We start from the raw sequence: 23,117 nt of genomic DNA on the forward strand, positions 1-23,117 counted from the left end.
ATCGGCCAGAGACTTCCCTGCTGAGTACGTCCATTCTGACAGGAGACGTAACCGACCTCACAGGAGGCAGCAGATGACACTCGACGCCAGCGGCACCGTCGACCGGGGCTCCACGACGACGTGGCGGGACCGGAAGCGCTACCTGTGGCTCCTCGGGCTCGTGGTCCCGTCCTTCGCCTTCATCGCCGTGGGCGGCTACGCGCTGACCGGCTGGGGCGTCTTCCTGTGGACGGGGCCGATCGTGGTGCTCCTCGTGGTCCCGGCCATCGACTTCGCGGCCGGCCTGGACCGCTCCAACCCGCCCGACGACATCATCGAGGAGCTCGAGGAGGACCGCTACTACCGCTACATCACCTTCGCGTTCCTGCCGATCCAGTACGCCGGGTTCGCCTTCGCGATGTACCTGATCGCGACCCAGGAGTGGCCGCTGGCGCACAAGATCGGCCTGGCCCTCACCATCGGCTTCATCGGCGGCATCGGCATCAACACCGCCCACGAGCTCGGCCACAAGCGGGAGAGCCACGAGCGCTGGCTGTCGAAGATCGCCCTCGCGCAGAGCTTCTACGGCCACTTCTACATCGAGCACAACCGCGGCCACCACGTCCGCGTCGCGACGCCCGAGGACCCGGCCTCCTCCAGGATGGGCGAGAACCTCTACGCGTTCTGGTTCCGCACCGTGTCCGGGTCGCTGCGGAGCGCCTGGGACCTGGAGGCCAAGCGCTACCGCCGCAAGGGCACCCACCCGTTCCACCTCGGCAACGACGTCCTCAACGCCTGGCTGATGAGCGTGGCCCTGTGGACCGCGATGACGCTGTGGCTGGGCGTCGGGATCCTGCCCTACCTCGTCCTCCAGGCCGTCATCGGCTTCTCCCTGCTGGAGATCGTGAACTACCTGGAGCACTACGGGATGCTGCGGCAGAAGACCACGTCGGGGCGATACGAGCGGGTGCTGCCGATGCACTCGTGGAACTCCAACAACATCGCCACCAACGTCCTGCTCTACCACCTGCAGCGACACAGCGACCACCACGCCAACCCGACCCGGCGCTACCAGACCCTGCGGGACTACCGGGAGTCCCCGGCCCTGCCGACCGGCTACGCCGGAATGATCGTGCTGGCCCTGGTCCCGCCGCTGTGGCGCCGGGTGATGGACAAGCGCGTGGTCGCGCACTTCGACGGCGACGTACGCCTCGCGAACGTACGCCCCGGCCGGCTCGACAAGCTGCTCGCCACCTTCCCGCCGCCGACCACCGAGGCGACGGTCGAGGAGCTCGGCGACGTCACCCGGCAGAGCTTCGACGACGAGGTCGCCGCCGGTCGCTGCCCCGGCTGCGGCTACGTCTACGAGGTCGCGGTCGGCAACGAGCTCGAGGGCTTCGCGGCCGGCACCGCCTGGCGCGACATCCCCGACGACTGGTGCTGCCCGGACTGCGGCGTACGCGAGAAGGTCGACTTCATCCCGCTGAAGGACCACGACCTGAAGGAGGCAGCGCGATGAGCGCCATCGAAGCGGACAAGGCGATCTGCGAGGGCATCGGAATGTGCGAGACCCAGGCCGACGACTACTTCCAGGTCGGCGACGACGGCCTGGTCGAGGTCCTGACCTCCGACGTGCCCGAGTCCGACCGTGGGTACGTCCGGGCCGCCATCGACTCCTGCCCGGTCTCCGCGCTCCGCCTCAAGGGGTGAGCATGTCCACTCTCCCCGACCGTCATCTCCTGATCGTCGGTGCCGGCCTGGCCGGGCTCCGCGCGGCCGAGGGTGCGCGCGGAGCCGGCTGGTCCGGACCGATCACGATCGTCGGCGACGAGCCGCACCCGCCCTACGACCGGCCGCCGCTGTCGAAGGCTGTGCTCGCCGCCGAGGAGCCGCCCGACGTGCCCGCGCTGCGGTCGGGCGAGGTCATCGAGGAGCTGCGGGTGCACCATCTGTCCGGGGTCCGGGTCCACGGCCTCGACACCGAGGGCCGGACGGTGACCACCAGCGCCGGAGAGCTCGGCTACGACGCGCTCGTGATCGCCACCGGCAGCGCGGCGACGACCCTGCCGGGGCTGACCGGACTCCCCGGCGTACACGTGCTGCGTCGCTACGACGACGCGCTCGCCGTTCGCGCCTCCTTGGCCCGCTCGCGCCGGGTCGTGATCCTCGGGGCCGGGTTCATCGGCTCGGAGATCGCCTCGGCCGCCCGCGCCCGCGGCATCGAGGTCACCGTCGTCGAGGCGAGCGGCCGTCCGCTGGAGCGTGCGGTCGGGCCGCTCGCGGCCGCGCGGTTGATGGGGCTGCATGCCGACGCCGGCGTCAGGCTGCTGACCAGGACGACCGTGTCCGGCGTACGCACCTCCGAGCGTGGTGTCGACGAGGTCGAGCTGAGCACCGGCGAGACCTTGACGGCCGACGCCGTGGTCCTGGGGATCGGCGCACGCCCGGCGACGGCGTGGCTCGCCGGCAGCAACGTCGCCCTGGATCCACGCTCAGGCGGGGTTCTCTGCGACCGCAGCCTCGCCACCAGCGCACCCGAGGTCTGGGCCGCGGGCGACGTGGCGTGCGTCGACGGCGAGCGCAGCGAGCACTGGACCGCCGCCGGCGAGCAGGGTCGGGTGGCCGGCGCGAACGCCACCGGAGCCGGCGAGCTCTTCACCTCCGTCCCGTTCGCCTGGTCGGCCTGGCACGGGCACCGGATCCAGGTCGTCGGCGAGACCACGGCCGCCGACGAGCAGGAGCGCGAGCCCGGGTTCATCGTGTATCGGCGAGACGGCATCGAGGTGGGCGCGGTCGGCATCGACAGCCCAGGGCCGATCGCCCGGCTCCGCCGCGTTCTGACCGGCCAGGCTCTTTCCCGGATCGAGCCTCGCACCGCGTTGGCCGGAGGCATCGTGCCCGCTCGAGAGTAGGTCGAGCAGCGCAGGCGAGCGTCCTCCGGCTGGCGACGGCATCGGACCAAGGTCCTCCGGTGAGGGACGTGAGCCACTGCCGGCGCGCAGGCGTACGAATGAAGGGTGGTGCCACTGGCAGAGGCGAAGGGCGCGGCCGGTGGAAGGACGTGAGCCAGATGCCAGCAGCGGTCGCGTACGAGTCGATGTTCGGCGACACCGCCACGAGAGCGCCTCAACCGAAAGGGACCGGTTTCGGGCCGAAAGTCCTTGTCCTGACGATGCCGACGGTCGCAAGGTAAAGAGGTGACCGACATCGCGGGTACGGCGTCGCAGGCCCTGCTCAAGGCAGGACGGTTCTTCACCCGATGGGAGGAGAGCGAGGACGGGCGGGCCGTCTTCCGTCGCGGCGGCCGTCAGGGCGACGTGTTCTACCGGGACCGGTGGAGCCACGACAAGGTGGTCAGGTCCACCCACGGAGTCAACTGCACGGGCTCGTGCTCGTGGAAGGTGTACGTCAAGGACGGCATCATCACCTGGGAGACCCAGGAGACCGACTATCCGAGCGTCGGGCCGGACCGGCCTGAGTACGAGCCCCGCGGCTGCCCCCGGGGCGCCGCGTTCTCCTGGTACACCTACTCCCCCACGCGAGTGCGCTATCCCTACGCCCGCGGCGTGCTGGTCGACCTCTACCGCCAGGCGCGGGCCGAGGGGAAGGACCCGGTCGACGCCTGGGCCTCGATCCAGGCCGACCCGGAGAAGCGACGCAGCTACCAGCGCGCCCGCGGCAAGGGCGGCTTCGTGCGGGTCGGCTGGAAGGAGGCGACCGAGATGGTCGCCGCCGCGCAGGTGCACACGATCAAGGCCCACGGGCCCGACCGCAACATCGGCTTCTCCCCGATCCCGGCGATGTCGATGGTCTCCCACTGCGTCGGCACGCGCTACACCCAGCTGATCGGCGGGGTGATGACGAGCTTCTACGACTGGTACGCCGACCTTCCCGTGGCCAGCCCGCAGGTGTTCGGGGACCAGACCGACGTGCCCGAGTCCGGTGACTGGTGGGACGCGACGTACTTGATGATGTGGGGCTCCAACGTTCCCGTGACCCGCACGCCCGACGCCCACTGGATGGCCGAGGTGCGCTACCGCGGCACCAAGGTGGTCTCGGTCAGCCCCGACTACGCCGACAACACCAAGTTCGCCGACGAGTGGCTCCGCCCGCACGCGGGCACCGACGGTGCACTCGCGATGGCGATGGGCCACGTCATCCTGAAGGAGTTCTTCGTCGACGGGACCACCCCGTTCTTCGAGTCCTACGTGCGGACCTACACCGACCTGCCGCACCTGGTGCGTCTGGAGGAGCACGACGGGGCGTACGTCCCGGGCCGGTTCCTCACCGCGACCGACCTCGGCGACGATGCACCCGAGGCGAGATGGAAGACGGTGGTGATGGACACCACCGGCGAGCCGGTCGTGCCGAACGGATCGATGGGGTTCCGCTACGCCGACTCCGGTGTGGGCAGATGGAACCTCGATCTCGACGGCATCACCCCGCGGCTCACGATGATCGGCGACGAGCCGGTCGAGGTGCTCCTGCCCGCCTTCACGCAGCCCGACGGCTCCGGCGAGGTGATGCGCCGCGGCGTACCTGCCCGCCGGGTCGGCGACCACCTGGTCACCACGGTCTTCGACCTCATGCTCGCCCAGTACGGCGTGGCCAGGGCGGGACTGCCGGGCGAGTGGCCGAGCGGCTACGACGACGCGAGCGTGCCCTACACACCGGCGTGGGCCGAGGAGGTCACCTCGGTGCCCGCCGAGAAGTGCGCGCGCATCGCCCGCGAGCTGGCCACCAACTCGGCGCAGTCGCAGGGCAGGTCGATGATCATCATGGGCGCCGGGATCTGCCAGTGGTTCCACGGCGACACGACCTACCGCTCGATCCTGGCGCTACTGATCCTGACCGGCGCGATGGGCCGCAACGGCGGCGGCTGGGCGCACTACGTCGGCCAGGAGAAGTGCCGGCCGATCACCGGCTGGATCTCTTTGGCCAACGGGCTGGACTGGTCGCGACCGCCGCGCACGATGACCGGCACCTCGTTCTGGTACATGCACACCGGCCAGTGGCGCACCGACGGCTATTCGGCCGACTCCCTCGCCACGCCCCTTGCCAAGGGTCATCTTCACGGGCACACCGCCGACGTGATCGCCCAGTCCGCCAAGCGCGGCTGGATGCCGTTCTACCCGCAGTTCGACCGCAACTCGCTCGATGTCGCCGATGAGGTGGCCGCGGCGGTCTCCTCACCCGAGGAGATCCCGGCCCACGTCAACGCCGCCCTGGCCTCGGGCGACCTCCGAGCCGCGATCGACGACATCGACGCCCCCACCGCGTGGCCGCGCACGCTCATGCTCTGGCGATCGAACCTGCTCGGATCCTCCGCGAAGGGCAACGAGTACTTCCTGCGTACGCTGCTCGGCACGCACCACAACGTGCTCGGCGCCGAGTCACCCGAGACGCCGCGACCGGAGACGATCGCGTGGCACGAGGAGGCGCCGGAGGGGAAGCTGGACCTGCTGGTCAGCGCCGACTTCCGGATGACGTCGACGACGCTGCTCTCCGACGTCGTCTTCCCGGCGGCCACCTGGTACGAGAAGCACGATCTCTCCTCGACCGACATGCACCCCTTCGTGCACGCCTTCTCCCCGGCGATCGACCCGCCCTGGGAGGCGCGCACCGACTTCGAGCTCTTCCACGGCCTGGCCCGGAAGCTCTCCGACCTCGCGAAGAAGCATCTCGGGGTCCGGAAGGACCTGGTCAGCGTGCCGTTGCAGCACGACACCCCGGGCGAGACCCCGCTCGACCCGTACGCCACCACGCCCCTGTTCCAGGTGGTGGAGCGTGACTACACCGCCATCGCCGACAAGCTGGCCAGCGTCGGGCCGCTGGCCGACACGCTCGGCTTCACGGTGAAGAACGTGACCTATCGGGTGGCCGAGCAGACCCGAAGACTGGCTCGGCAGCACGGCGTGATGCCGAGCGGGCCGGCGGCCGGGCGACCGGCGATCGATACCGACGAGCGGATGGCCGAGGCGATCCTGCTGCTGTCCGGCACCACCAACGGTGAGCTCGCGGTGCAGGGCTTCCGCGATCTGGAGACCCGCGTCGGCAAGCGGCTCACCGACCTGGCCGAGGGCTCGGAGGAGAAGCGGATCACCTTCGCGATGACACAGTCGGCGCCGGTGCCCGTGATCACCAGCCCGGAGTGGTCGGGCTCGGAGACCGGCGGGCGCCGGTACGCACCGTTCACGGTCAACATCGAGCGGCTCAAGCCCTTCCACACCCTGACCGGCCGGATGCACTTCTATCTCGACCACGACTGGATCACCGATCTCGGCGAGGGGCTGCCGATCTACCGGCCACCGCTCGACATGCACCGTCTCTTCGGCGAGCCCCGGCTCGGCGCGGACGGGTCCGCCCAGGTCACGGTGAGGTATCTGACGCCGCACTCGAAGTGGTCGATCCATTCCGAGTACCAGGACAACCTGCTGATGCTCTCCCTCTCCCGCGGCGGCCCGACGGTGTGGATGTCCCCGCAGGACGCCGATGCCATCGACGTCCGCGACAACGACTGGGTGGAGGCCACCAACGCCAACGGGGTGCTGGTCGGGCGCGCGATCGTCTCCCACCGGATGCCCGAGGGGGTCGTCTACGTCCACCACGCCCAGGAGCGCACCATCGACGTACCCCTCTCGGAGGCGACCGGGAGACGTGGCGGCATCCACAACTCCGTGACCCGGCTGCTGGTCAAGCCGACCCATCTGATCGGCGGCTACGCCCAGCTCTCCTACACGTTCAACTACCTCGGCCCGACCGGCAACCAGCGCGACCTGGTCTCGACCATCCGCAGACGATCGCAGGAAGTGACCTACTGATGCCCCGGAGCGGAGCGACCCGATGAGACCGATGGCCCAGATGACGATGGTGATGAACCTCGACAAGTGCATCGGCTGCCACACCTGCTCGGTGACCTGCAAGCAGGCCTGGACCAACCGCGCCGGCACCGAGTACGTCTGGTTCAACAACGTCGAGACCCGGCCCGGTCAGGGCTACCCGCGCCGCTACGAGGACCAGGAGCGCTGGCGCGGCGGGTGGACCCTCACCCGCCGCGGCCGGCTCGAGCTCAAGGCCGGCGGCCGGATCAAGAAGCTGCTCACCATCTTCTCCTCACCCGTGCAGCCCGAGCTGGGCGACTACTACGAGCCATGGACCTACGACTACGCGACCTTGATCGACGCGCCGCTCGGCGACGACTTCCCGGTCGCCCGGCCGAAGTCCCTGATCACCGGTGACGACACCAAGATCACCTGGTCGGCCAACTGGGACGACAACCTCGGTGGCTCCGCGGAGCACCTCGAGAAGGACCCGATCGTCGCCAAGCTCCGGGCCGAATCGAACGCGCAGGTCAAGGCCGAGCTCGAGCAGACCTTCATGTTCTACCTGCCCCGGATCTGCGAGCACTGCCTCAACCCCTCGTGCATGGCCTCCTGCCCGTCAGGGGCGATCTACAAGCGCGCCGAGGACGGCATCGTGCTCGTCGACCAGGATCGCTGCCGCGGCTGGCGCCAGTGCATCACCGGCTGCCCGTACAAGAAGATCTACTTCAACCACAAGTCCGGCAAGGCCGAGAAGTGCACGATGTGCTACCCACGGATCGAGGTCGGGCTGCCGACCGTCTGCTCCGAGACCTGCGTCGGCCGGCTGCGCTACCTGGGACTGGTCCTCTATGACGCCGACGCCGTCACCGCGGCCGCTTCGACCGAGGACGAGCAGGAGCTCTACGCCGCTCAGCTCGACGTGATCCTCGACCCCCATGACCCGTCGGTGCTGAAGGCTGCCCGGGAGCAAGGGATACCGGAGGACTGGCTCGACGCGGCGCGCCGTTCCCCGACCTACCGGCTGATCAAGGACTACCAGGTCGCGCTGCCGCTGCACCCGGAGTACCGGACGATGCCGATGGTCTGGTACGTCCCGCCGCTCTCCCCCGTCGTCGACCTGCTGCGTGACCAGGGCCACGACGCCGAGGCCGCCGGCACCCTCTTCGGCGCGATCGAGGCGCTGCGGATCCCGGTGGAGTATCTGGCCGAGCTGTTCACGGCCGGCGACACCGAGGTGGTGACCGGGGTGCTCCGCAGGCTAGCGGCGATGCGGGCGTACATGCGGGAGGTCACCCTCGGTCGCGAGCCGGCCGAGTCGATCCCTGCGTCGGTGGGCATGAGCGAGGAGGAGGTCTATGAGATGTACCGCCTCCTCGGTATCGCCAAGTACGCCGAGCGCTACGTGATCCCGACCGCCCACGCCGAGCGCGCCCACGAGCTGGAGGAGATGGCCTGCTCGCTCGACTACGACGACGGCCCGGGGATGTACGAATCGGGGCCGCTCGGCGAAGCCTCCGGCCCGCTGACCCCGGTCTCTGTGGAGACCTTCCACGCGCTGCAACAGCGCCAGACCTCCGATGCCCCCGCGTCCGACAGCACTCTCCGCGGCCGCGTCAACCTCCTCAATTGGGACGGCCACGGTCGTCCTGACGGTCTGTTCCCGCCGACGAAGGAGGAGGCATGAGACGCGACTGGCGGGTGGTGCACCAGGTCGCCGCCTGGTGCCTGGGCTACCCCGACGAGGAGCTGATCGCGAAGCTCCCGCTGCTGCGCAGCGCACTCGCCGAGCAGCCCTCATCGGAGCCGGTGCGACTGCTGCGCGGCTTCGTCGACACCCTCGCGAAACAGGACCCGCATGCGCTGCAGCACGTCTACGTCGAGCTCTTCGACCTGCGCCGCCACCAGACCCTGCACCTCTCCTACTGGCGCGACGGCGACACCCGGCGTCGCGGTGAGTCGCTGGCCGCGTTCAAGGCCCGGCTACGAGAGGGGTCGGCCAAGGGCGACTGGCTCGTCAACACCGGCGGCGAGCTGCCCGACCATCTCCCGATGGTGCTGGAGTACGCCGCGCTCGCCGATCCGGCCGGCGGACGGGAGCTCATGATCGAGAACCGCTCAGCGCTGGAGCTCATCCGGCTCTCCCTGACCGAGCGCGGCTCGGCGTACGCCGATGTCCTCGCCGCGGTGTGCGCGACCCTTCCGGGGCCGTCGGCGAAGGACCGCCGCGAGGCTCTGGCCATGGCCCGGGCCGAGCCTCCGCGGGAGTCGGTCGGCATCGATCTGCCCTTCCCGACGAGCCCAGGAACGAGCCCAGCCACGATGATGGGGGCCCGCTAGTGGATACCGCGTTGTGGGGCGTACTCCCCTATCTCTCCGTCGCGATCCTGGTCGCGGGGACGATCTGGCGCTACCGCTATGACCGGTTCGGCTGGACGACCCGCTCGTCCCAGCTCTACGAGTCGCGGCTGCTGCGGATCGGGTCGCCGCTGTTCCACTTCGGCATCCTGGTCGTCATCGTCGGACACGTCGCGGGCCTGCTGATCCCGAAGTCGTGGACCGAGGCGGTCGGGATCTCCGAGGGCGTCTATCACGTCAACGCGCTGCTCTGGGGAGCGATCGCGGGGGTCTGCACGCTCGCCGGCATCCTGCTGCTCGTCTACCGGCGGCGTACGACGGGTCCGGTCTTCATGGCCACCACCACCAACGACAAGGTGATGTACGTCGTGCTGGTGGCCGCGATCGTGTTCGGACTGTGGACCACGCTGGTGAGCATCGGCGCGGGACACGATGCCCACGACTACCGCGAGACGGTGTCGGTGTGGTTCCGCTCGCTGTTCATCCTCCAGCCCGACGTGGCGGCGATGGCGGCCGCGCCGGTGCAGTTCCACGTCCACGTACTGGTGGGGCTCCTGCTCTTCACCATGTGGCCGTTCACCAGGCTGGTGCACGCGTTCACCGCGCCGCTGCACTACCTGTTCCGGCCCTACATCGTCTACCGCAGCCGCGATGAGGCGCCCACCCCACGCAGCCGTCCCGACCGGCCCGGCTGGTCACCGGTCGGCACCTCCGACCGGCACCGTTGAGGAGTCCCGATGCAGCTGAAGAACCTGCTCCTGGCCACCTGGGCCTTCACCATCTCGTTCTGGGCCTGGAACATGATCGCCCCGCTCGGGGTGACCTACACCGAGTCGCTGGGGCTCTCGGCCACCCAGAAGTCGGTGCTCGTGGCCACGCCGGTGCTGGTCGGCTCGGTGGGCCGGATCCTCGCCGGTGCCCTCGCAGACCGATACGGCGCCCGCGTGATGTTCCCGGTGCTGATGCTGGCCGCGGCGCCGTTCGTGATGCTGGTCGCGCTGGCGGGGTCGTTGGACTCGTACGTGCTGCTTCTGGTCTTCGGGTTCTTCCTCGGCATCGCCGGCACGACCTTCGCGGTGGGCATTCCCTTCGCGAACGCCTGGTACGAGAAGTCGCGGCGCGGCTTCGCCACGGGTGTCTTCGGTGCCGGGATGGGCGGCACGGCCCTGTCGGCCTTCTTCACCCCACGGTTCGTCTCCTGGTTCGGGTACGTCGGCACGCACGTGATCGTCACCGCTGCCCTGGTCGCATCGGCTGTGCTGGTCTGGTTCACCCTGCGTGACGCACCCTCGGGGCGTCCCAACCACGACCCGGTCGTCCCCAAGCTGGTCGCCGCGGCGAAGCTGCCGGTCACCTGGCAGATGTCGTTCCTGTACGCGGTCGCCTTCGGTGGCTTCGTCGCGTTCTCGACCTACCTGCCCACCTTCCTCAAGGACGTGTACGCCTTCGACCTGACCGCCGCCGGCACCCGCACCGCCGGCTTCGCGGTCGCCGCGGTCGTCTGCCGCCCGCTGGGTGGCATCCTCTCCGACCGCCTCGGACCCAAGCTCGTCACCGCCGTCGCCTTGGGCGGCGCTGCCGTCCTCGCGGTCGCGATGGCGCTCCAGCCTCCGCTCGAGATCCCGGCCGGCATCGTCTTCGTGCTGATGGCCGCGTGCCTCGGTCTCGGCGCCGGCGCCGTCTTCACCTGGGTCGCCCAGCTCGCTCCACCTGCTCGCGTCGGCTCCGTCACCGGCATCGTCGGCGCTGCCGGTGGCCTGGGCGGCTTCTTCCCCCCGCTCGTTCTCGGCGCCACCTACGACGAGGCCTCCCACTCGTACACCATCGGCCTGCTGCTCCTGGTCGTCGTCGCCGCGGTGGCGGGGACCTACGCCGTCCTCGGCATCCGAAACCGGGACGCCGCCGAGGACTCGCCGGACCGACGGGTTCCGGGCGCCAGGTGACCTCGCGACCTGGTCCGCGCCGCCGCTATCCCTTCACCGCTCCTTCCAACCCCTCGCTGCGCAGGAAGAGCCGCTGGAAGGCGAGAAAGAAGAGGATCGGCAGCGCAGCGGAGATCGCCATCGCGGCCAGCAGGACCGAGAGGTCGGTGGTCGGCGCGATGGACGGCAGCCTGACCGCGATCGGCTGCTTGACCGGGTCGGGCAGCACGATCAGTGGCCAGATGAAGTCCTTCCACGCGACGAGCACGGCGAAGACCGACACCACCCCGAGCACCGGTCGCGACATCGGCAGGACCACCGACCAGAAGAGCCGGTACGCCCCGGCGCCGTCGATCCGCGCGGCGTCCAGGATCTCGCGGGGCAGACTGTCGAAGAACCGCTTCATGATCACCACGTTGAACGCCGAGGCGCCGGCCGGCAGGAAGGCTCCGGCGTACGTCCCGACCAGCGACCAGTGCACGACCGGCAGGCTCAGCACGGTGAGGTAGAGCGGCACGAGCAGCAGCACGACCGGCACGAACATGGTGGCGAGCACGGCTCCGTAGAGGATCCGCCCGAGCCGCGGCCGCAGCACCGAGAGCGCGTAGCCCGCGGTCGTGGCGACCACCACCTGGACGGCCCAGGAACCGGCGGCGATGACCACCGTGTTGACCAGGTAGGCCGACAGGCCGAGCTCGGTCCAGGCCTGCGACAGGATCGAGAGGTCCGGTCCGTTCGGCCACAGCGAGATCGGCGAGCGCAGCGTGTCCTGGGTGGGCGTGACCGCCGACTTCGCCAGCCACAGCAGCGGCCCGAGGCAGACCACCACCAACGCCGCGAGCGTCGCCAGCTGTACGCCGCGAAGACCCCAGCGCACCGACCTACGCCGCTGGTCGAGGGAGGAGACGAAGCTCATCAGTCGCTCCATCCGCGAGTCAGCCGGAAGTAGGCCCACGACAGCAGCGCCAGCCCGACCGCCATCATCAGGCTCAGCGCGGTCGCCGGGCCGTAGTCGCCGCCGCCGGTGGTGCTGCCGAAGGCGTACTCGTAGATCAGGAGCAGCAGTGTCAACGAGGCGTGCGAAGGCCCGCCGCCGGTGAAGAGGTAGGGCTCCAGGAAGACCTGGGCGGTGCCGATGATCTGCAGGATCAAGGTGATCAGCAGCACCGGGCGCAGGTGCGGGAGGGTGACGTGCCAGACCTTGCCGAGCACTCCCGCTCCGTCGGCCGAGGCGGCGTCGTAGAGCTCCTGCGGCACCGTGGTCAGCGCCGCGAGGTAGATGATCACCATGCCGCCGGCCGCAGCCCAGGTCGCCTCCATCACCAGCGAGGGCAGCACCCAGTCGGCCGACTCCAGCCACGGCACCGGCCCGAGCCCGATCCAGCCCAGGGTCGTGTTGAACACTCCCCCGGACCCGGCGTCGTAGAAGGTCTTCCACAGCAGCACCGCCACCGCGGGCGGCACCACGACCGGCAGGTACGCCAGGCAGGCGTAGAGGCCACGCAGCTTCCGCAGCGAGCTGAACACCACCGCCATGACCAGCGGGATCGGATAGCCGAAGACGAACGCGATCGCCGCGAAGACCGCCGTGTTGCGCAGCGCCACCGGCAGCAGCGGGTCGGCGAGCACCGTGCGGAAGTTGTCCAGGCCCACCCACTCCGCGGGCCCGACGAGGTTGGTCTCCTGCAGGCTCATCACCACGGTCCGGGCGATCGGCCACCACGAGAACAGCCCGAAGACGAGCAGCATCGGCAGCAGGAAGACCAGGGTCGCCGCGCTGCCGCGCCACCAGCTCGCGACCACGGAGACGAAGGACGTACGCCGGCGAGCCGGCCCTCTCACGAGGGCCGGCCCACCCACCCGGGACATGTCAGCGACCACGCTCAGCCCTTGTCCAGGATCTGCTGCACGGAGGCGTCGGCATCCTTCAGCAGCGCGGGGATGTCGGCGTTCTCGTCGCTGAGCACCTTCTGCACGACCGGGTCGAGCGCGCCGTACACGGCCTGCGTCTGCGCGGGCGGCTCGGCGACCAGCGTGAGGTCGAACATCCTCGAGGTGTAGCCGGTCATCTGCTCCAACGGCACGTTGACGTACTCCTTCACCCAGCCCTGGTAGGTGGTGTACGACGCCTCGTCGAAGATCGGGAAGGTCGGCGTCCCCACGGGCTGCTCGGCCGCGGTCTGGGTCTTCGCGTCGGCGACGGCCGCGGACTCGTCGGTGTACTTTCGGACCCGGAAGAAGTCCGCCCATGCGACGGCCGCCTCGGCCTCCGCCTCGGTCGCCTTGGCGCTGACCACGTTGACCGAGCCTCCGCCGAGCGCACCGGCGTCGGCCGAGTCGCCCATCGGGACCGCGGTGAGCCCGTACGTCTCCGGGTCGATCGCCGAGGTCGTGACAAGCGAGTTGTAGACGTCGGATCCGCTGATGTACATCGCGACCTTCCCCGCCGCGAACGCCTGGTTGATGCTGTTCCAGTCGTAGGAGGTGTTGCCGGAGAACGACTTGTCGGTCCAGCGCATGTCGTGCAGCAGCTGCAGCGCCTCCTCGGTCTGCGGGTTGTCGACGGTCGCGGTGAACGTGTCACCGTCCTGCGTCTCCATCCGGCCGCCGAGGGCGTAGGTCAGGGTCGTGAGGATCCAGCCACCGGTGTTGGAGCTGGTCATCTCGGCGTACCCGGTGGCACCGGTCTTGTCGTGGATCTGCTTGGCGGCCGCGCGCAGCTCCTCCCACGTGGTCGGCGGCTTGTCGGGGTCGAGGCCGGCCTTCGTGAACAGGTCGCGGTTGTAGTGGAGCGCATTGGCGTAGACGTCGGAGGGAAGCCCGTAGACCTTCCCGTCGGTGCCCTGCGCCGCGGCCAGCACCGTCGGGTTGAGCTTGTCGAAGTAGGGCAGCTCGCGGACCTCGGCGTCGACGTCGGCGACCTGCTTGCGCTCGACGAGGCCCTTGGTGTCGGTGAACGGCACCCGGAACGAGATCGGCAGCGTCCCGCCGGCGAGCTGGGCGGGGAACGTCTGCGCGTTCCACTGCCACTCCACCGGCTTCACGGTGATGTCGGGATGCTCCTTGTTGAAGGCCGCCGCCTGCGCCTTGACGGCGTCGATCGTGGCCTGCTTGTCGCCGGGGCGCCAGCCCTCGACGGTGATCGTGACGCCGTCGCCGTCGTCCGACGTCTCACCGCAAGCGGTGAGCGAGCCGAGCACGACAGCCGCGACCGCGGCGAGCGCGACGCTGCGCAACCGAGTGGTTCTCATGGTCTGTCTCCTGGATGTTGTGGTGGGGTCTCAGGTCGTGGGCCGCAGCCAGACCGCGGCATCGGGAACGAGCCGGCCCGCCTCGAGCGGCGAGCTGGCCAGCCAGACGTGGTCGCTGCTCGGCAGCTCCACGGGCGTGTCGGTCAGGTTGACCACGCACGCGAAGTGCGTGCCGCGGCGGAAGGCGAGGATCCCGGGGTCGGTGTCGATCCAGCTGAAGTCGCCGGTGACCAGGTCGGGGTGCGTACGCCTGATCAGCAGCGCCATCCGGTGCAGCGACAGCATCGACCGGGGGTCGGCCGACTGGGCCTGCGCCGTCAGCCGCGCCCAGCCCTCGGGCTGTGGCAGCCAGGTCTTCACGCCCGGTGGGCTGAAGCCGTACGGCGGCCGGTCCCCGCTCCACGGCAGGGGCACCCGGCAGCCGTCCCGACCGGGGTCGACACCGCCGCTGCGGAAGTGCATCGGGTCCTGGATCCGGTCCGGCGGGATGTCGGCCTCGTCCAGGCCCAGCTCCTCGCCCTGGTAGAGGTAGTACGCCCCGGGCAGCCCCATCGCCAGCATCGCCGCCGCCCGGGCCCGCCGTTCGCCGAGGGCCCGGTCGGTCGGGGTGCTGAAGCGCTTGGTCTCGAACGAGAACGCGGTGTCCGCACGGCCGTAGCGGGTCACCGGCCGGGTCACGTCGTGGTTGGAGAGCACCCAGGTGGCGGGCGCATCGGCCTCGCCGTGCACGCGCAGCGTCGTCTCGATGGAGGTACGCAGCGCCTCGGCGTCCCACGGCGCGGTCATGAAGTCGAAGTTGAACGCCGCGTGCAGGACGTCGGGGCGCAGGTAGCGGATGAACCTGGCGGTGTCGGGGAGCCAGACCTCGCCGATCAGAGCCCGGTCGGTGCCGTACTCCTGCGCGATCCGGCGCCAGCCGCGGTAGATCTCCTGGAGCTCCTCGCGGTCGATGTACGGGTGCTCGCCCGGTCGCGGGTCGGCGGGGACGTCGGGGAGGGCCGGGTCCTTGGCGAGCAGGGCCGCGGAGTCGATCCGGATCCCGGCGACCGCTCGGTCGAACCAGAACCGCAGGATCTCCTCGTGCTCGCGGCGTACGTCCTCGTGCTGCCAGTTGAGGTCGGGCTGCTCGGCGGAGAAGAGGTGCAGGTACCACTGCTCGGGGACGCCGTCGGGCGTAGTCAGCCGCGTCCATGGCGTGCCGCCGAACTCCGAGGTCCAGTCGTTGGGCGGCAGCTCGCCATCGGTTCCGCGGCCGTCTCGGAACCAGAACCGCTCCCGTTCGGGTGCACCGGGCCCGGCGGCGACCGCGGCCCGGAACCATCGGTGCTGGTCGGAGACGTGGTTGGGGACGATGTCGATGATCGTGCGGATGCCGAGCTCGACGGCGTCCTGGATCAGCGCCTCCGCCTCGGCGAGGTCGCCGAAGATCGGGTCGATCGCGCGGTAGTCGGCGACGTCGTAGCCCCCGTCGGCCATCGGCGACGGAAACCACGGCGTGAACCAGATCGCGTCCACCCCGAGGTCGCGCAGATACGTCAGACGCGCCCGTACGCCGGCCAGGTCACCGGTGCCGTCGCCGTTGGCGTCGGCGAAGCTGCGCGGGTAGATCTGGTAGATCGCCGCGGAGCGCCACCAGTCGGCGGGGCGCTCGGTGAAGACCGGGGGCGCCACCGGTGCCGGCTCGCTCCGTCGAGGTTCCGTGGCGGTCACGGGCACTCCGTTCTCAGCAACTCACATGTTCATGTGACCGCCGTCACCTTGACGGCGTGCAGCGACCGTAAAGCCAGCCGATGAAAGTGCGCAAGAACTTGACAGAGCGTAATTAATTTCAGGACTTTGCGCGCTGGCTTGCGGGTCCGGTCGAGCGCCGGACGACCAGCTCGCCCTCGAAGAGCAGCTCGTCGACCGGCCCGAGCGTGCCGTCGATCTGGCTCACCAGGAAGTCGACGGCCGCCCTGCCCATCGCCTCGATCGGCTGCCGGATCGTGGTGAGCGGCGGGTCGGCGAACGCCATGAACGCCGAGTCGTCGAAACCGATCACCGACACGTCAGCGGGTGTCGAGAGCCGGGCCCGGCGGACCGCCCTCACCGCCCCCAGAGCGAGCGGGTCGCTGGCGCACACGATGCCGGTCGCACCCTGCTCGACCAGCCGCGCCGCGGAGGCCTGCCCGCTCTGGAGCGAGTAGAGGCTGCGTACGACCAGATCCTCGTCGAACGGCACACCGGTCCGGTCGCAGACGGTGCGGAAGGCGGCCAGCTTGCGCTCGGAGGGAACGTGGTCGCGCGGGCCCAGGACCAGGCCGATCCGCTCGTGCCCGAGCGAGATCAGGTGCTCGGCCGCCTGCTCCATCGCATCGGCGTCGTCGCAGACCACCCGCGGAAAAGGCAGATCGTCGATGGCCGCGTTGATGAGCACGACAGGAAGGTTGCGGCCGGCGAGACGGTCGTAGTGGGCATGGTCCGCGTCCCGCTGTGCGTAGGCGCCGCCGGCGAAGACGACGCCGGCCACCTGCTGCTCGAGGAGCAGGTCGACGTACTCCGACTCGGTCACGCCACCGGCTGTCTGCGTGCACAGCACCGGGGTCAGCCCCTGCTGGGCGAGGTGTGCGCCGAGGACCTCCGCGAGCGCCGGGAAGATCGGGTTCTGCAGCTCGGGCAGGACCAGCCCCACCAGCCTGGCGCGCTCGCCGCGAAGCTTCACCGGCCGCTCGTAGCCGAGCACGTCGAGCGCGGTCAGCACCCGCTCGCGGGTCGCCTCCGAGACCCCCGGCTTGCCGTTGAGCACCCGGCTCACGGTCGCCTCGGAGACCTTGGCGCGGGCGGCTGCGTCAGCAAGACGTCTACTCATGAACGCAAGAATATAACTGCTTTACGCAAGCTGTCTGCAAGCGATGGCATCCTTGACGCGCAATTCAATAAGTGATTTAGTCACTTTCTGTGACCAGCAACACACCATCGCTCTCTGAACGCATCGCCGACGGCATCGTCGCCATGATCGAGGCCGCGGGCCTGGAGCCGGGCGACGCCCTGGCCTCCTCGCGCGAGCTGGCCAAACGGTTCGAGGTGACCACACCGACGATCCGGGAGGCGCTGCGCCGTCTCGAGGCAACCGACGTGATCCGCTTCCGGCACGGGTCGGGCACCTACGTGAGCGGCGGGGTGAACCGGCGCCTGCTGGTCAACCCGCATGTCTCGGAGTCGCGCAGCGAGTCGGTCCTCGAGCTGCTCGACGCCAGGATCGTGCTCGAGCCGCCGGTCGCGGCGGCCGCGGCCGCGGCGCGCACCGACGACGACCTGGCTGCACTGACGCTCTCGGCCGACAACTCGCTCAAGCCGCAGTACGCCGACGAGCGGCCCGAGCTGCACTTCCACGTCGCGCTCGCCGGCGCCTCGGGCAACCTGCTGCTGCGCGAGACGATCGAGGCGCTGCTGCAGGTGAGGGCCCGCGACCAGATCGAGATCCGGCACCGCTACACCGACCGCGACCGTGACCACGCCGACCACCTCCGGATCGTCGAGGCCGTACGCGACGGCGACCCCGACGCCGCGGCCGCCCTCACCCGCGAGCACCTGCTCGCCATCCGCGAGGCGATCGCGTCCACCCTCGGCCCGGAGCAGACCCGATGACCGCGAAGCTCGCCGAGATGACCACCCTCGAGGCCGCGACCGCCGCCGCGAGCAGGACGGTCGTGGTGATCCCCGTGGGCGCGTTCGAGCAGCACGGCGCCGGACTGCCTCTGGCAACCGACCAGATCCGCGCCGAGGCCGTCGCCGACGCGGTCGCCGAGGCCCTGCCCGGCAAGGTCGTCATCGGCCCGGGCGTACCTGTCGGCGTCTCGCCCCACCATCAGGCCTTCGCCGGCACGGTGAGCCTGCGTCCGGCGCTGTTCGCCGCCGTCGTACGCGAGTACGTCGAGTCGCTGGCCGGCCACGGCTGGCGCCGGTTCCTCGTGGTGACCGGGCACGGCGGCAACAACGCCACCCTCGGCACCCTGGCCCAGGAGCTGCTGCGCGACCGGCCAGACCTGGAGCTCGCCTGGGCGCCGGTGACCGCGCTGGCGAAGGACACCATGTCCGGCATGGACCTCACTGCGGTGTCCGGTCACAGCGGCGAGGCCGAGACCGCCCAGATGCTGCACATCGCCCCCCACCTCGTACGCCGCGACCAGCTCGTCCCGGGCACCACCTCGCCCGACCAGCTCGACCCCTTCGCCCGCCTGGCCCGCTCGGTGAACCACCCGGCCGTGGCCCTCCCCTACGACCGCCTCTCCCCCAGCGGCGTGCTCGGCGACCCCCGTCGCGCCACCGCCGAGGACGGCCGCGCCATCCTCGCCGAGGCCACCGATCGCATCGTCGCCTTCATCAAGGAGTGGCTCGACACCTAGGCCACCCGCCCCCTCCAGCTCGGGACCCGACCGGGACGCACACCGCGTCGCCGGGCGATCCAGCACACCCGAAAACGCATCGATCAGCCCCGAAGGAGCACCCATGTCCCCACGACGATCCCGCCTCCTGGCCCCGGCCGTCGCGGTCGCGGCCGTGGCCGCGCTGTCCCTGGTACCGACCGCCACCTCCGCCCTCACCCACGTCTCCGGTCAAGGCCGAGCAGCCGGCGAGAGCACTCCGGCGCCCTGTGCCAAGCCCACGGACCAGGAGTCCGACAGCAGCCAGAAGTACGAGCTGACCAGCGGCGACCTCGAGCGCAGCTACGTGCTCCGCCTGCCCGAGGGCTACGAGCGGCGCGCGGACTGGCCGCTGATCGTCGCCTATCACGGCCGCGGAAGCACCGGCGTCGAGGTCGAGGGCTATTCCGAGCTCTCCGACCTCCCCGCCGTCGTCGCCTACCCCGACGGCGCCATCGGCTCCGGGTCGGGCTATCGCAAGGCCTGGCAGGGCGCACCGTACGAGGCTCCCGGCGTCGACGACGTCACCTTCACCTCCGACCTGCTCGCCGCGATCGAGGCCGACCACTGCATCGACACGACCCGCGTCTACGCCACCGGGAAGTCCAACGGCGCCGGTCTGGCCGCCCTGCTCGCCTGCCGGCTGCCGGACACGTTCGCCGCCGTCGCCCCGGTCGCGCCCGCCCTCTACCCGGGCACCCGGACCGACTGCGCCGAGGCACCGCCGACGCCGATCCTGGAGATCCACGGCGTCGCCGACGCGACCATCCCCTACGCGGGCGACGCCGACCGTGACCTGCCCGCGATCCCGGAGTGGGTCCAGGGCTGGGCCGACCACAACGGCTGCACCGCCTCCGCCACGCGCACCAACCGCGACGTCGAGACCACTCGGTGGACCGGGTGCGACCAGGGCGCCGAGGTCCAGCACGTCGCCGTCGCAGGCGGCGGCCACGTCTGGCCCGGCGGCGACATCTACTCAGGTGGCGGCCACGTCACCCACACCATCGAGTCCGCGACGGTGATCTGGGACTTCTTCTCCCGCCACCGCCTCACCAGCGAAGGGTGACCCCCATGACCAACACCACCACACCCACCGGCAGCGACAGGCTGCCGTGGATCATCCGCGCCATGGGCGTGATCGAGCGCGTCGGCAACGCCCTGCCGCACCCGTTCTGGCTCTTCTGGATCCTCGCCGCAATCCTCGCCGTGATCAGTGCGATCTGCGCGGCCGCCGGCGTCTCGGTCATCTCCCCCGGCGACGGGGAGGAGGTCGTCGTACAGAGCCTGCTCAGCGGAGAGGGCCTGGCGATGGCGGTCTCCACGATGGTCTCCAACTTCGCCGAGTTCCCGCCGATGGCGACCATCGTCGTGGTCATCATGGGTGTCGCCGTCGCCGAGCGCACCGGATTCCTCACCGCCGCGATGAAGACCGGCATCTCCCGGGTGCCCGTCGGCTGGGTGGTCTTCGCCGTCGCGTTCACCGGAACCGTCGCCCACGTGGCCTCGGCCGCCGCGTACATCATCCTGGTGCCGCTCGGCGGCCTCGCCTTCCGGGCAGTGGGGCGCTCTCCGATCCTCGGGATCGTGGTCGCCTACACCGCGATCGCCAGCGGGTACGACGCCAGCCCGATCCCCACTCCCAACGACGCGATCTTCGCCGGCATCACCACCGCCGCGGCCCAGATCGTCGACGAGAGCGCGTACGTCTCCCCCGTCAGCAACTGGTTCTTCAACATCGCGTCCTCGGTGCTGCTGGCCGCGGTGATCACCCTGATGACCAAGCTCGTCCTCTCCAAGCGACCCGACCTCGACGCCGACGAGGACGCCGACGACGGCGACTTCGGCACGCTCGAGCTCGACGGCCGTGAGCGCCGGGCGCTGCGCTGGTCCCTGCTGAGCCTGCTGGTCGCGATCGTGGTCGTCGCCGCCGTCGTGATCCCGCCGGGCTCTCCCCTGCGCGGCGAGGACGGGTCGCTGACCGAGTCGCCGTTCCTCACCGGCATCGCCGCGATCGTCGCGGTGCTCTTCGGCCTCGCCGGCACCGTGTACGGCACGCTGTCCGGTTCGATCACCAAGGCCGGCGACGTGCCGGCGCTGATGGGCCAGGGGATCAAGCAGATGGCCCCGGTGCTGGTGCTGTTCTTCGCGATCGCCCAGTTCCTGGCGTACTTCGAGTGGTCCAACCTCGGCGACGTGCTCGCGGTCAACTCCGCCGAGGCCCTGGAGACCAGCAACATCCCGGTGTGGGTGGTCTTCCTCCTCGTCCTGGCGCTGCTCAGCATCGTCAACATCATGGTCACCAGCGGCTCGGCGATGTGGTCCATCGCCGCGCCCGTCCTGGTGCCGATGCTGATGCTGCTCTCGGTGCCGCCGGAGACCACCCAGGCGCTCTTCCGGATCGCCGACTCCGGCTCCACCGCGATCACCCCGATGAGCCCGTACTTCGTGATGGCCCTGGGCTTCCTGCAGCGCTACCGCAAGGACGCCGGCATCGGCACCCTCGCCTCGTACACGCTCCCACTCGCCATCGCGATGAGCCTCGCCTGGACCGCCCTGTTCTTCCTCTGGTGGGCCCTCGGCATCCCGCTCGGCCCGGGCGCTCCGGTCCGCTGATCCGCTGCGACGGGGCCCGGCGACCTGTCGAGGTCGCCGGCCCCGGTCACGCCTTCGGGAGTGGATCAGGCGAGCCGCTCCAGCAGCGCCTTCGCGGTCGAGACGCTGGACTGCGGGTTCTGCCCGGTGATCAGGGTGCCGTCGACGATCACGGTGTCGCTCCACGGCTCGCCGGTCTCGACGATGCCGCCGGCCGTACGCATCCGCTGCTCGACCGAGAACGGGATGCTGTCGCCGTAGCCGCCCTGCTGCTCCTCGGTGTCGGTGAAGCCGGTCATCCGGCGGCCGCGGAAGAGCCAGCCTCCCTCGCCGGTCGCGGCGAGGAGACCGGCGACGCCGTGGCAGAGCGCGACGACCGGTCGGCCGGCGGAGTCGGTGGCGGTCAGGAGCGCGGCAAGCGAGGGGTCCTCGACCAGGTCCGTCATCGGGGCGTGGCCGCCGGGGATGTAGACGGCGTCGTACGCCGCCGGGTCGACGTCGGCGAGATCGAGCGGGTGCGCGAGCTGCTTCTCGAGAGTGTCGAGGTAGGCGCGGAACCGCTCGGCGTCCTCGGGCTGGACGCTGCCCTGCTCGCTGAGCGAGAGCGCGTCGACCGTCGGCGCCCTGCCGCCGGGGGTGGCGATGTCGATCTCGACGCCGGCTGCGGCGAGCGTCTCGTGGGAGGCGGCGACCTCCTCGGCCCAGAAGCCGGTCGGGTGCTCGGTGCCGTCGGCGAGGACGAGGGTGTCGGCCGCGGAGACGACCATCAGTACGCGAGTCATGAGGTTTCTTCCTTCTTGTTCGGTTCGGTGATGACGTAACGACGACCCTCGCCCGCTTCAGTCCCGAACACCGTCGTAAGGTCATAATGATTTCTATGACCTCGCTCGATCTCTGGGAAGCGTTCGCGCACGCCTACCGGGAGCGCTCGATCAGCGCCGCGGCCCGTCGCCTCGATCTCTCCCAGCCCGCGGTGACCGCCCGGATCCGCAAGCTCGAGCAGGATCTCGGCGCGGTCCTGTTCGAGCGCTCCCGCAGCGGGCTGGTGCCTACCGGACGCGCCGACGCGCTCGCCGCCCGGATCACGCCACTGGTCGACCAGCTGCGCGGTGCCGTCGGCACCGAGCCTGCGATCGGCCCGGGGAGCATCCGGATCGGCGGCGCCGCGGACGTGATGGCCACCCGGATCGTGCCGGCCCTCGCCCCGCTCGTCCGCGACGGCCTCGACGTCTCGGTGAACACCGGACTCGCGCAAGAACTCCTCGACGATCTGGCCGAGGAGCGCCTGGACCTCGTCGTCTCCTCCGTACGCCCCGGCGACGAGCGGCTGCGGTCGGCGGCACTGGTCGACGAGGAGTTCCTCCTGGTCGCGGCGCCGGCGATCGCAAGACAGGTCGATCCCGCCGAGCTGGCACAGGACCCGGTGCGCGCGCTCGCGGCCGTACCGCTGGCGGCCTACTCCCCCGACCTGCCGATCATCCGGCGCTACTGGCTCACCGAGTTCGACGAGCGCCCCGCCAACCGCACCGCGCTCGTCCTGCCCGACCTGCGCGGCATCCTCCGCGCCGTCGTCGCCGGCATCGGCGCCTCCGTGCTGCCCCGCTACCTGGTCGACGGAGCACTCGCCGACGGCACGGTCGTACGCCTCCACGAACCCAGGCTCGGGCCGCTCAACACCCTCTGGCTCGTCACCGGCGCCAGCGCACCACCGGCCGTCGGCCACGTCTGCCGACACCTGAGCGCCGAAGCCGCCGGTTGGGCGAGCACCTGACCGCTTTCCTGAAAGACTTC

19 protein-coding genes are annotated in these 23,117 nt (G+C 70.3%); 13 read left to right on the forward strand and 6 right to left on the reverse strand.

Features of this window, described 5'->3' with window-relative positions; genetic code table 11:
* The first annotated feature begins 73 nt into the window (after positions 1–73).
* The 8 genes from ACW14X_RS02745 (at position 74) to ACW14X_RS02780 (ending at position 11,101) form a co-directional block, all read left to right on the forward strand.
* Positions 74–1,498 (forward strand): fatty acid desaturase, encoded by a 1,425-nt coding sequence (locus ACW14X_RS02745; RefSeq protein ID WP_160023986.1) that lies wholly within the window; start codon positions 74–76, stop codon positions 1,496–1,498.
* Positions 1,495–1,689 carry a ferredoxin gene (locus ACW14X_RS02750; protein WP_160023987.1) on the forward strand — a complete coding sequence of 65 codons (195 nt, stop codon included), beginning with the start codon at positions 1,495–1,497 and terminating at the stop codon, positions 1,687–1,689. The genes ACW14X_RS02745 and ACW14X_RS02750 overlap by 4 nt, the downstream gene beginning before the upstream one ends.
* Positions 1,690–1,691: 2 nt before the next feature.
* Positions 1,692–2,891 carry an NAD(P)/FAD-dependent oxidoreductase gene (locus ACW14X_RS02755; protein ID WP_457164621.1) on the forward strand — a complete coding sequence of 400 codons (1,200 nt, stop codon included), beginning with the start codon at positions 1,692–1,694 and terminating at the stop codon, positions 2,889–2,891.
* Positions 2,892–3,176: 285 nt separating this feature from the next.
* Positions 3,177–6,800: a nitrate reductase subunit alpha gene (locus ACW14X_RS02760; protein ID WP_457164622.1), complete on the forward strand. Its 3,624-nt coding sequence runs from the start codon at positions 3,177–3,179 to the stop codon at positions 6,798–6,800.
* A 22-nt stretch (positions 6,801–6,822) separates the two neighbouring features.
* A complete protein-coding gene (gene narH, locus ACW14X_RS02765) occupies positions 6,823–8,487 on the forward strand; it encodes a nitrate reductase subunit beta (RefSeq protein ID WP_457164623.1) in 1,665 nt (554 codons plus the stop codon).
* Positions 8,484–9,140 (forward strand): nitrate reductase molybdenum cofactor assembly chaperone, encoded by a 657-nt coding sequence (narJ, locus tag ACW14X_RS02770; RefSeq protein WP_350837108.1) that lies wholly within the window; start codon positions 8,484–8,486, stop codon positions 9,138–9,140. The genes narH and narJ overlap by 4 nt, the downstream gene beginning before the upstream one ends.
* Positions 9,140–9,886 (forward strand): respiratory nitrate reductase subunit gamma, encoded by a 747-nt coding sequence (gene narI, locus ACW14X_RS02775; RefSeq protein ID WP_457164624.1) that lies wholly within the window; start codon positions 9,140–9,142, stop codon positions 9,884–9,886. The genes narJ and narI overlap by 1 nt, the downstream gene beginning before the upstream one ends.
* Before the next feature lie 9 nt (positions 9,887–9,895).
* A complete protein-coding gene (locus ACW14X_RS02780) occupies positions 9,896–11,101 on the forward strand; it encodes an MFS transporter (RefSeq protein ID WP_457164625.1) in 1,206 nt (401 codons plus the stop codon).
* Between the two features lie 25 nt (positions 11,102–11,126).
* Here the strand turns inward: ACW14X_RS02780 and ACW14X_RS02785 are convergent, their stop codons facing one another.
* The 5 genes from ACW14X_RS02785 to ACW14X_RS02805 form a co-directional block, all read right to left on the reverse strand.
* Entirely contained in the window at positions 11,127–11,996 is an 870-nt protein-coding gene (locus ACW14X_RS02785) for a carbohydrate ABC transporter permease (RefSeq protein WP_457164626.1), read from the reverse strand.
* Positions 11,996–12,922: a carbohydrate ABC transporter permease gene (locus tag ACW14X_RS02790; RefSeq protein WP_457164627.1), complete on the reverse strand. Its 927-nt coding sequence runs from the start codon at positions 12,920–12,922 to the stop codon at positions 11,996–11,998. Before ACW14X_RS02790 ends, ACW14X_RS02785 begins: the two co-directional genes overlap by 1 nt.
* Positions 12,923–12,963: 41 nt before the next feature.
* A complete protein-coding gene (locus ACW14X_RS02795; RefSeq protein WP_457164628.1) occupies positions 12,964–14,331 on the reverse strand; it encodes an ABC transporter substrate-binding protein in 1,368 nt (455 codons plus the stop codon).
* Between the two features lie 30 nt (positions 14,332–14,361).
* Positions 14,362–16,041: a glycoside hydrolase family 13 protein gene (locus ACW14X_RS02800; RefSeq protein ID WP_457164629.1), complete on the reverse strand. Its 1,680-nt coding sequence runs from the start codon at positions 16,039–16,041 to the stop codon at positions 14,362–14,364.
* Between the two features lie 118 nt (positions 16,042–16,159).
* Positions 16,160–17,179 carry a LacI family DNA-binding transcriptional regulator gene (locus tag ACW14X_RS02805; RefSeq protein ID WP_457164630.1) on the reverse strand — a complete coding sequence of 340 codons (1,020 nt, stop codon included), beginning with the start codon at positions 17,177–17,179 and terminating at the stop codon, positions 16,160–16,162.
* 89 nt (positions 17,180–17,268) lie between these two features.
* On the opposite strand from ACW14X_RS02805, the gene ACW14X_RS02810 reads away from it, so the two are divergent.
* From ACW14X_RS02810 to ACW14X_RS02825, 4 genes are all read left to right on the forward strand, one after another.
* The gene (locus ACW14X_RS02810) at positions 17,269–17,958 is read left to right on the forward strand and encodes a FadR/GntR family transcriptional regulator (RefSeq protein WP_457164631.1); all 690 of its coding nucleotides are present in this window, start codon (positions 17,269–17,271) and stop codon (positions 17,956–17,958) included.
* On the forward strand, positions 17,955–18,716 hold the full coding sequence (locus ACW14X_RS02815; protein WP_457164632.1) for a creatininase family protein: 762 nt from the start codon (positions 17,955–17,957) through the stop codon (positions 18,714–18,716). The genes ACW14X_RS02810 and ACW14X_RS02815 overlap by 4 nt, the downstream gene beginning before the upstream one ends.
* A gap of 103 nt (positions 18,717–18,819) precedes the next feature.
* On the forward strand, positions 18,820–19,800 hold the full coding sequence (locus ACW14X_RS02820; RefSeq protein WP_457164633.1) for an alpha/beta hydrolase family esterase: 981 nt from the start codon (positions 18,820–18,822) through the stop codon (positions 19,798–19,800).
* Between the two features lie 5 nt (positions 19,801–19,805).
* Positions 19,806–21,347, forward strand: coding sequence for an AbgT family transporter (locus tag ACW14X_RS02825; protein ID WP_457164634.1), 1,542 nt, complete (start codon positions 19,806–19,808; stop codon positions 21,345–21,347).
* 65 nt (positions 21,348–21,412) lie between these two features.
* Here ACW14X_RS02825 and ACW14X_RS02830 read toward each other — a convergent pair whose 3' ends face one another.
* The gene (locus ACW14X_RS02830) at positions 21,413–22,108 is read right to left on the reverse strand and encodes a type 1 glutamine amidotransferase domain-containing protein (RefSeq protein ID WP_457164635.1); all 696 of its coding nucleotides are present in this window, start codon (positions 22,106–22,108) and stop codon (positions 21,413–21,415) included.
* Positions 22,109–22,203: 95 nt separating this feature from the next.
* On the opposite strand from ACW14X_RS02830, the gene ACW14X_RS02835 reads away from it, so the two are divergent.
* A complete protein-coding gene (locus ACW14X_RS02835) occupies positions 22,204–23,097 on the forward strand; it encodes a LysR family transcriptional regulator (RefSeq protein ID WP_457164636.1) in 894 nt (297 codons plus the stop codon).
* Positions 23,098–23,117: the final 20 nt, after the last annotated feature.

This window comes from Nocardioides sp. YJ-D4 (assembly GCF_054031495.1).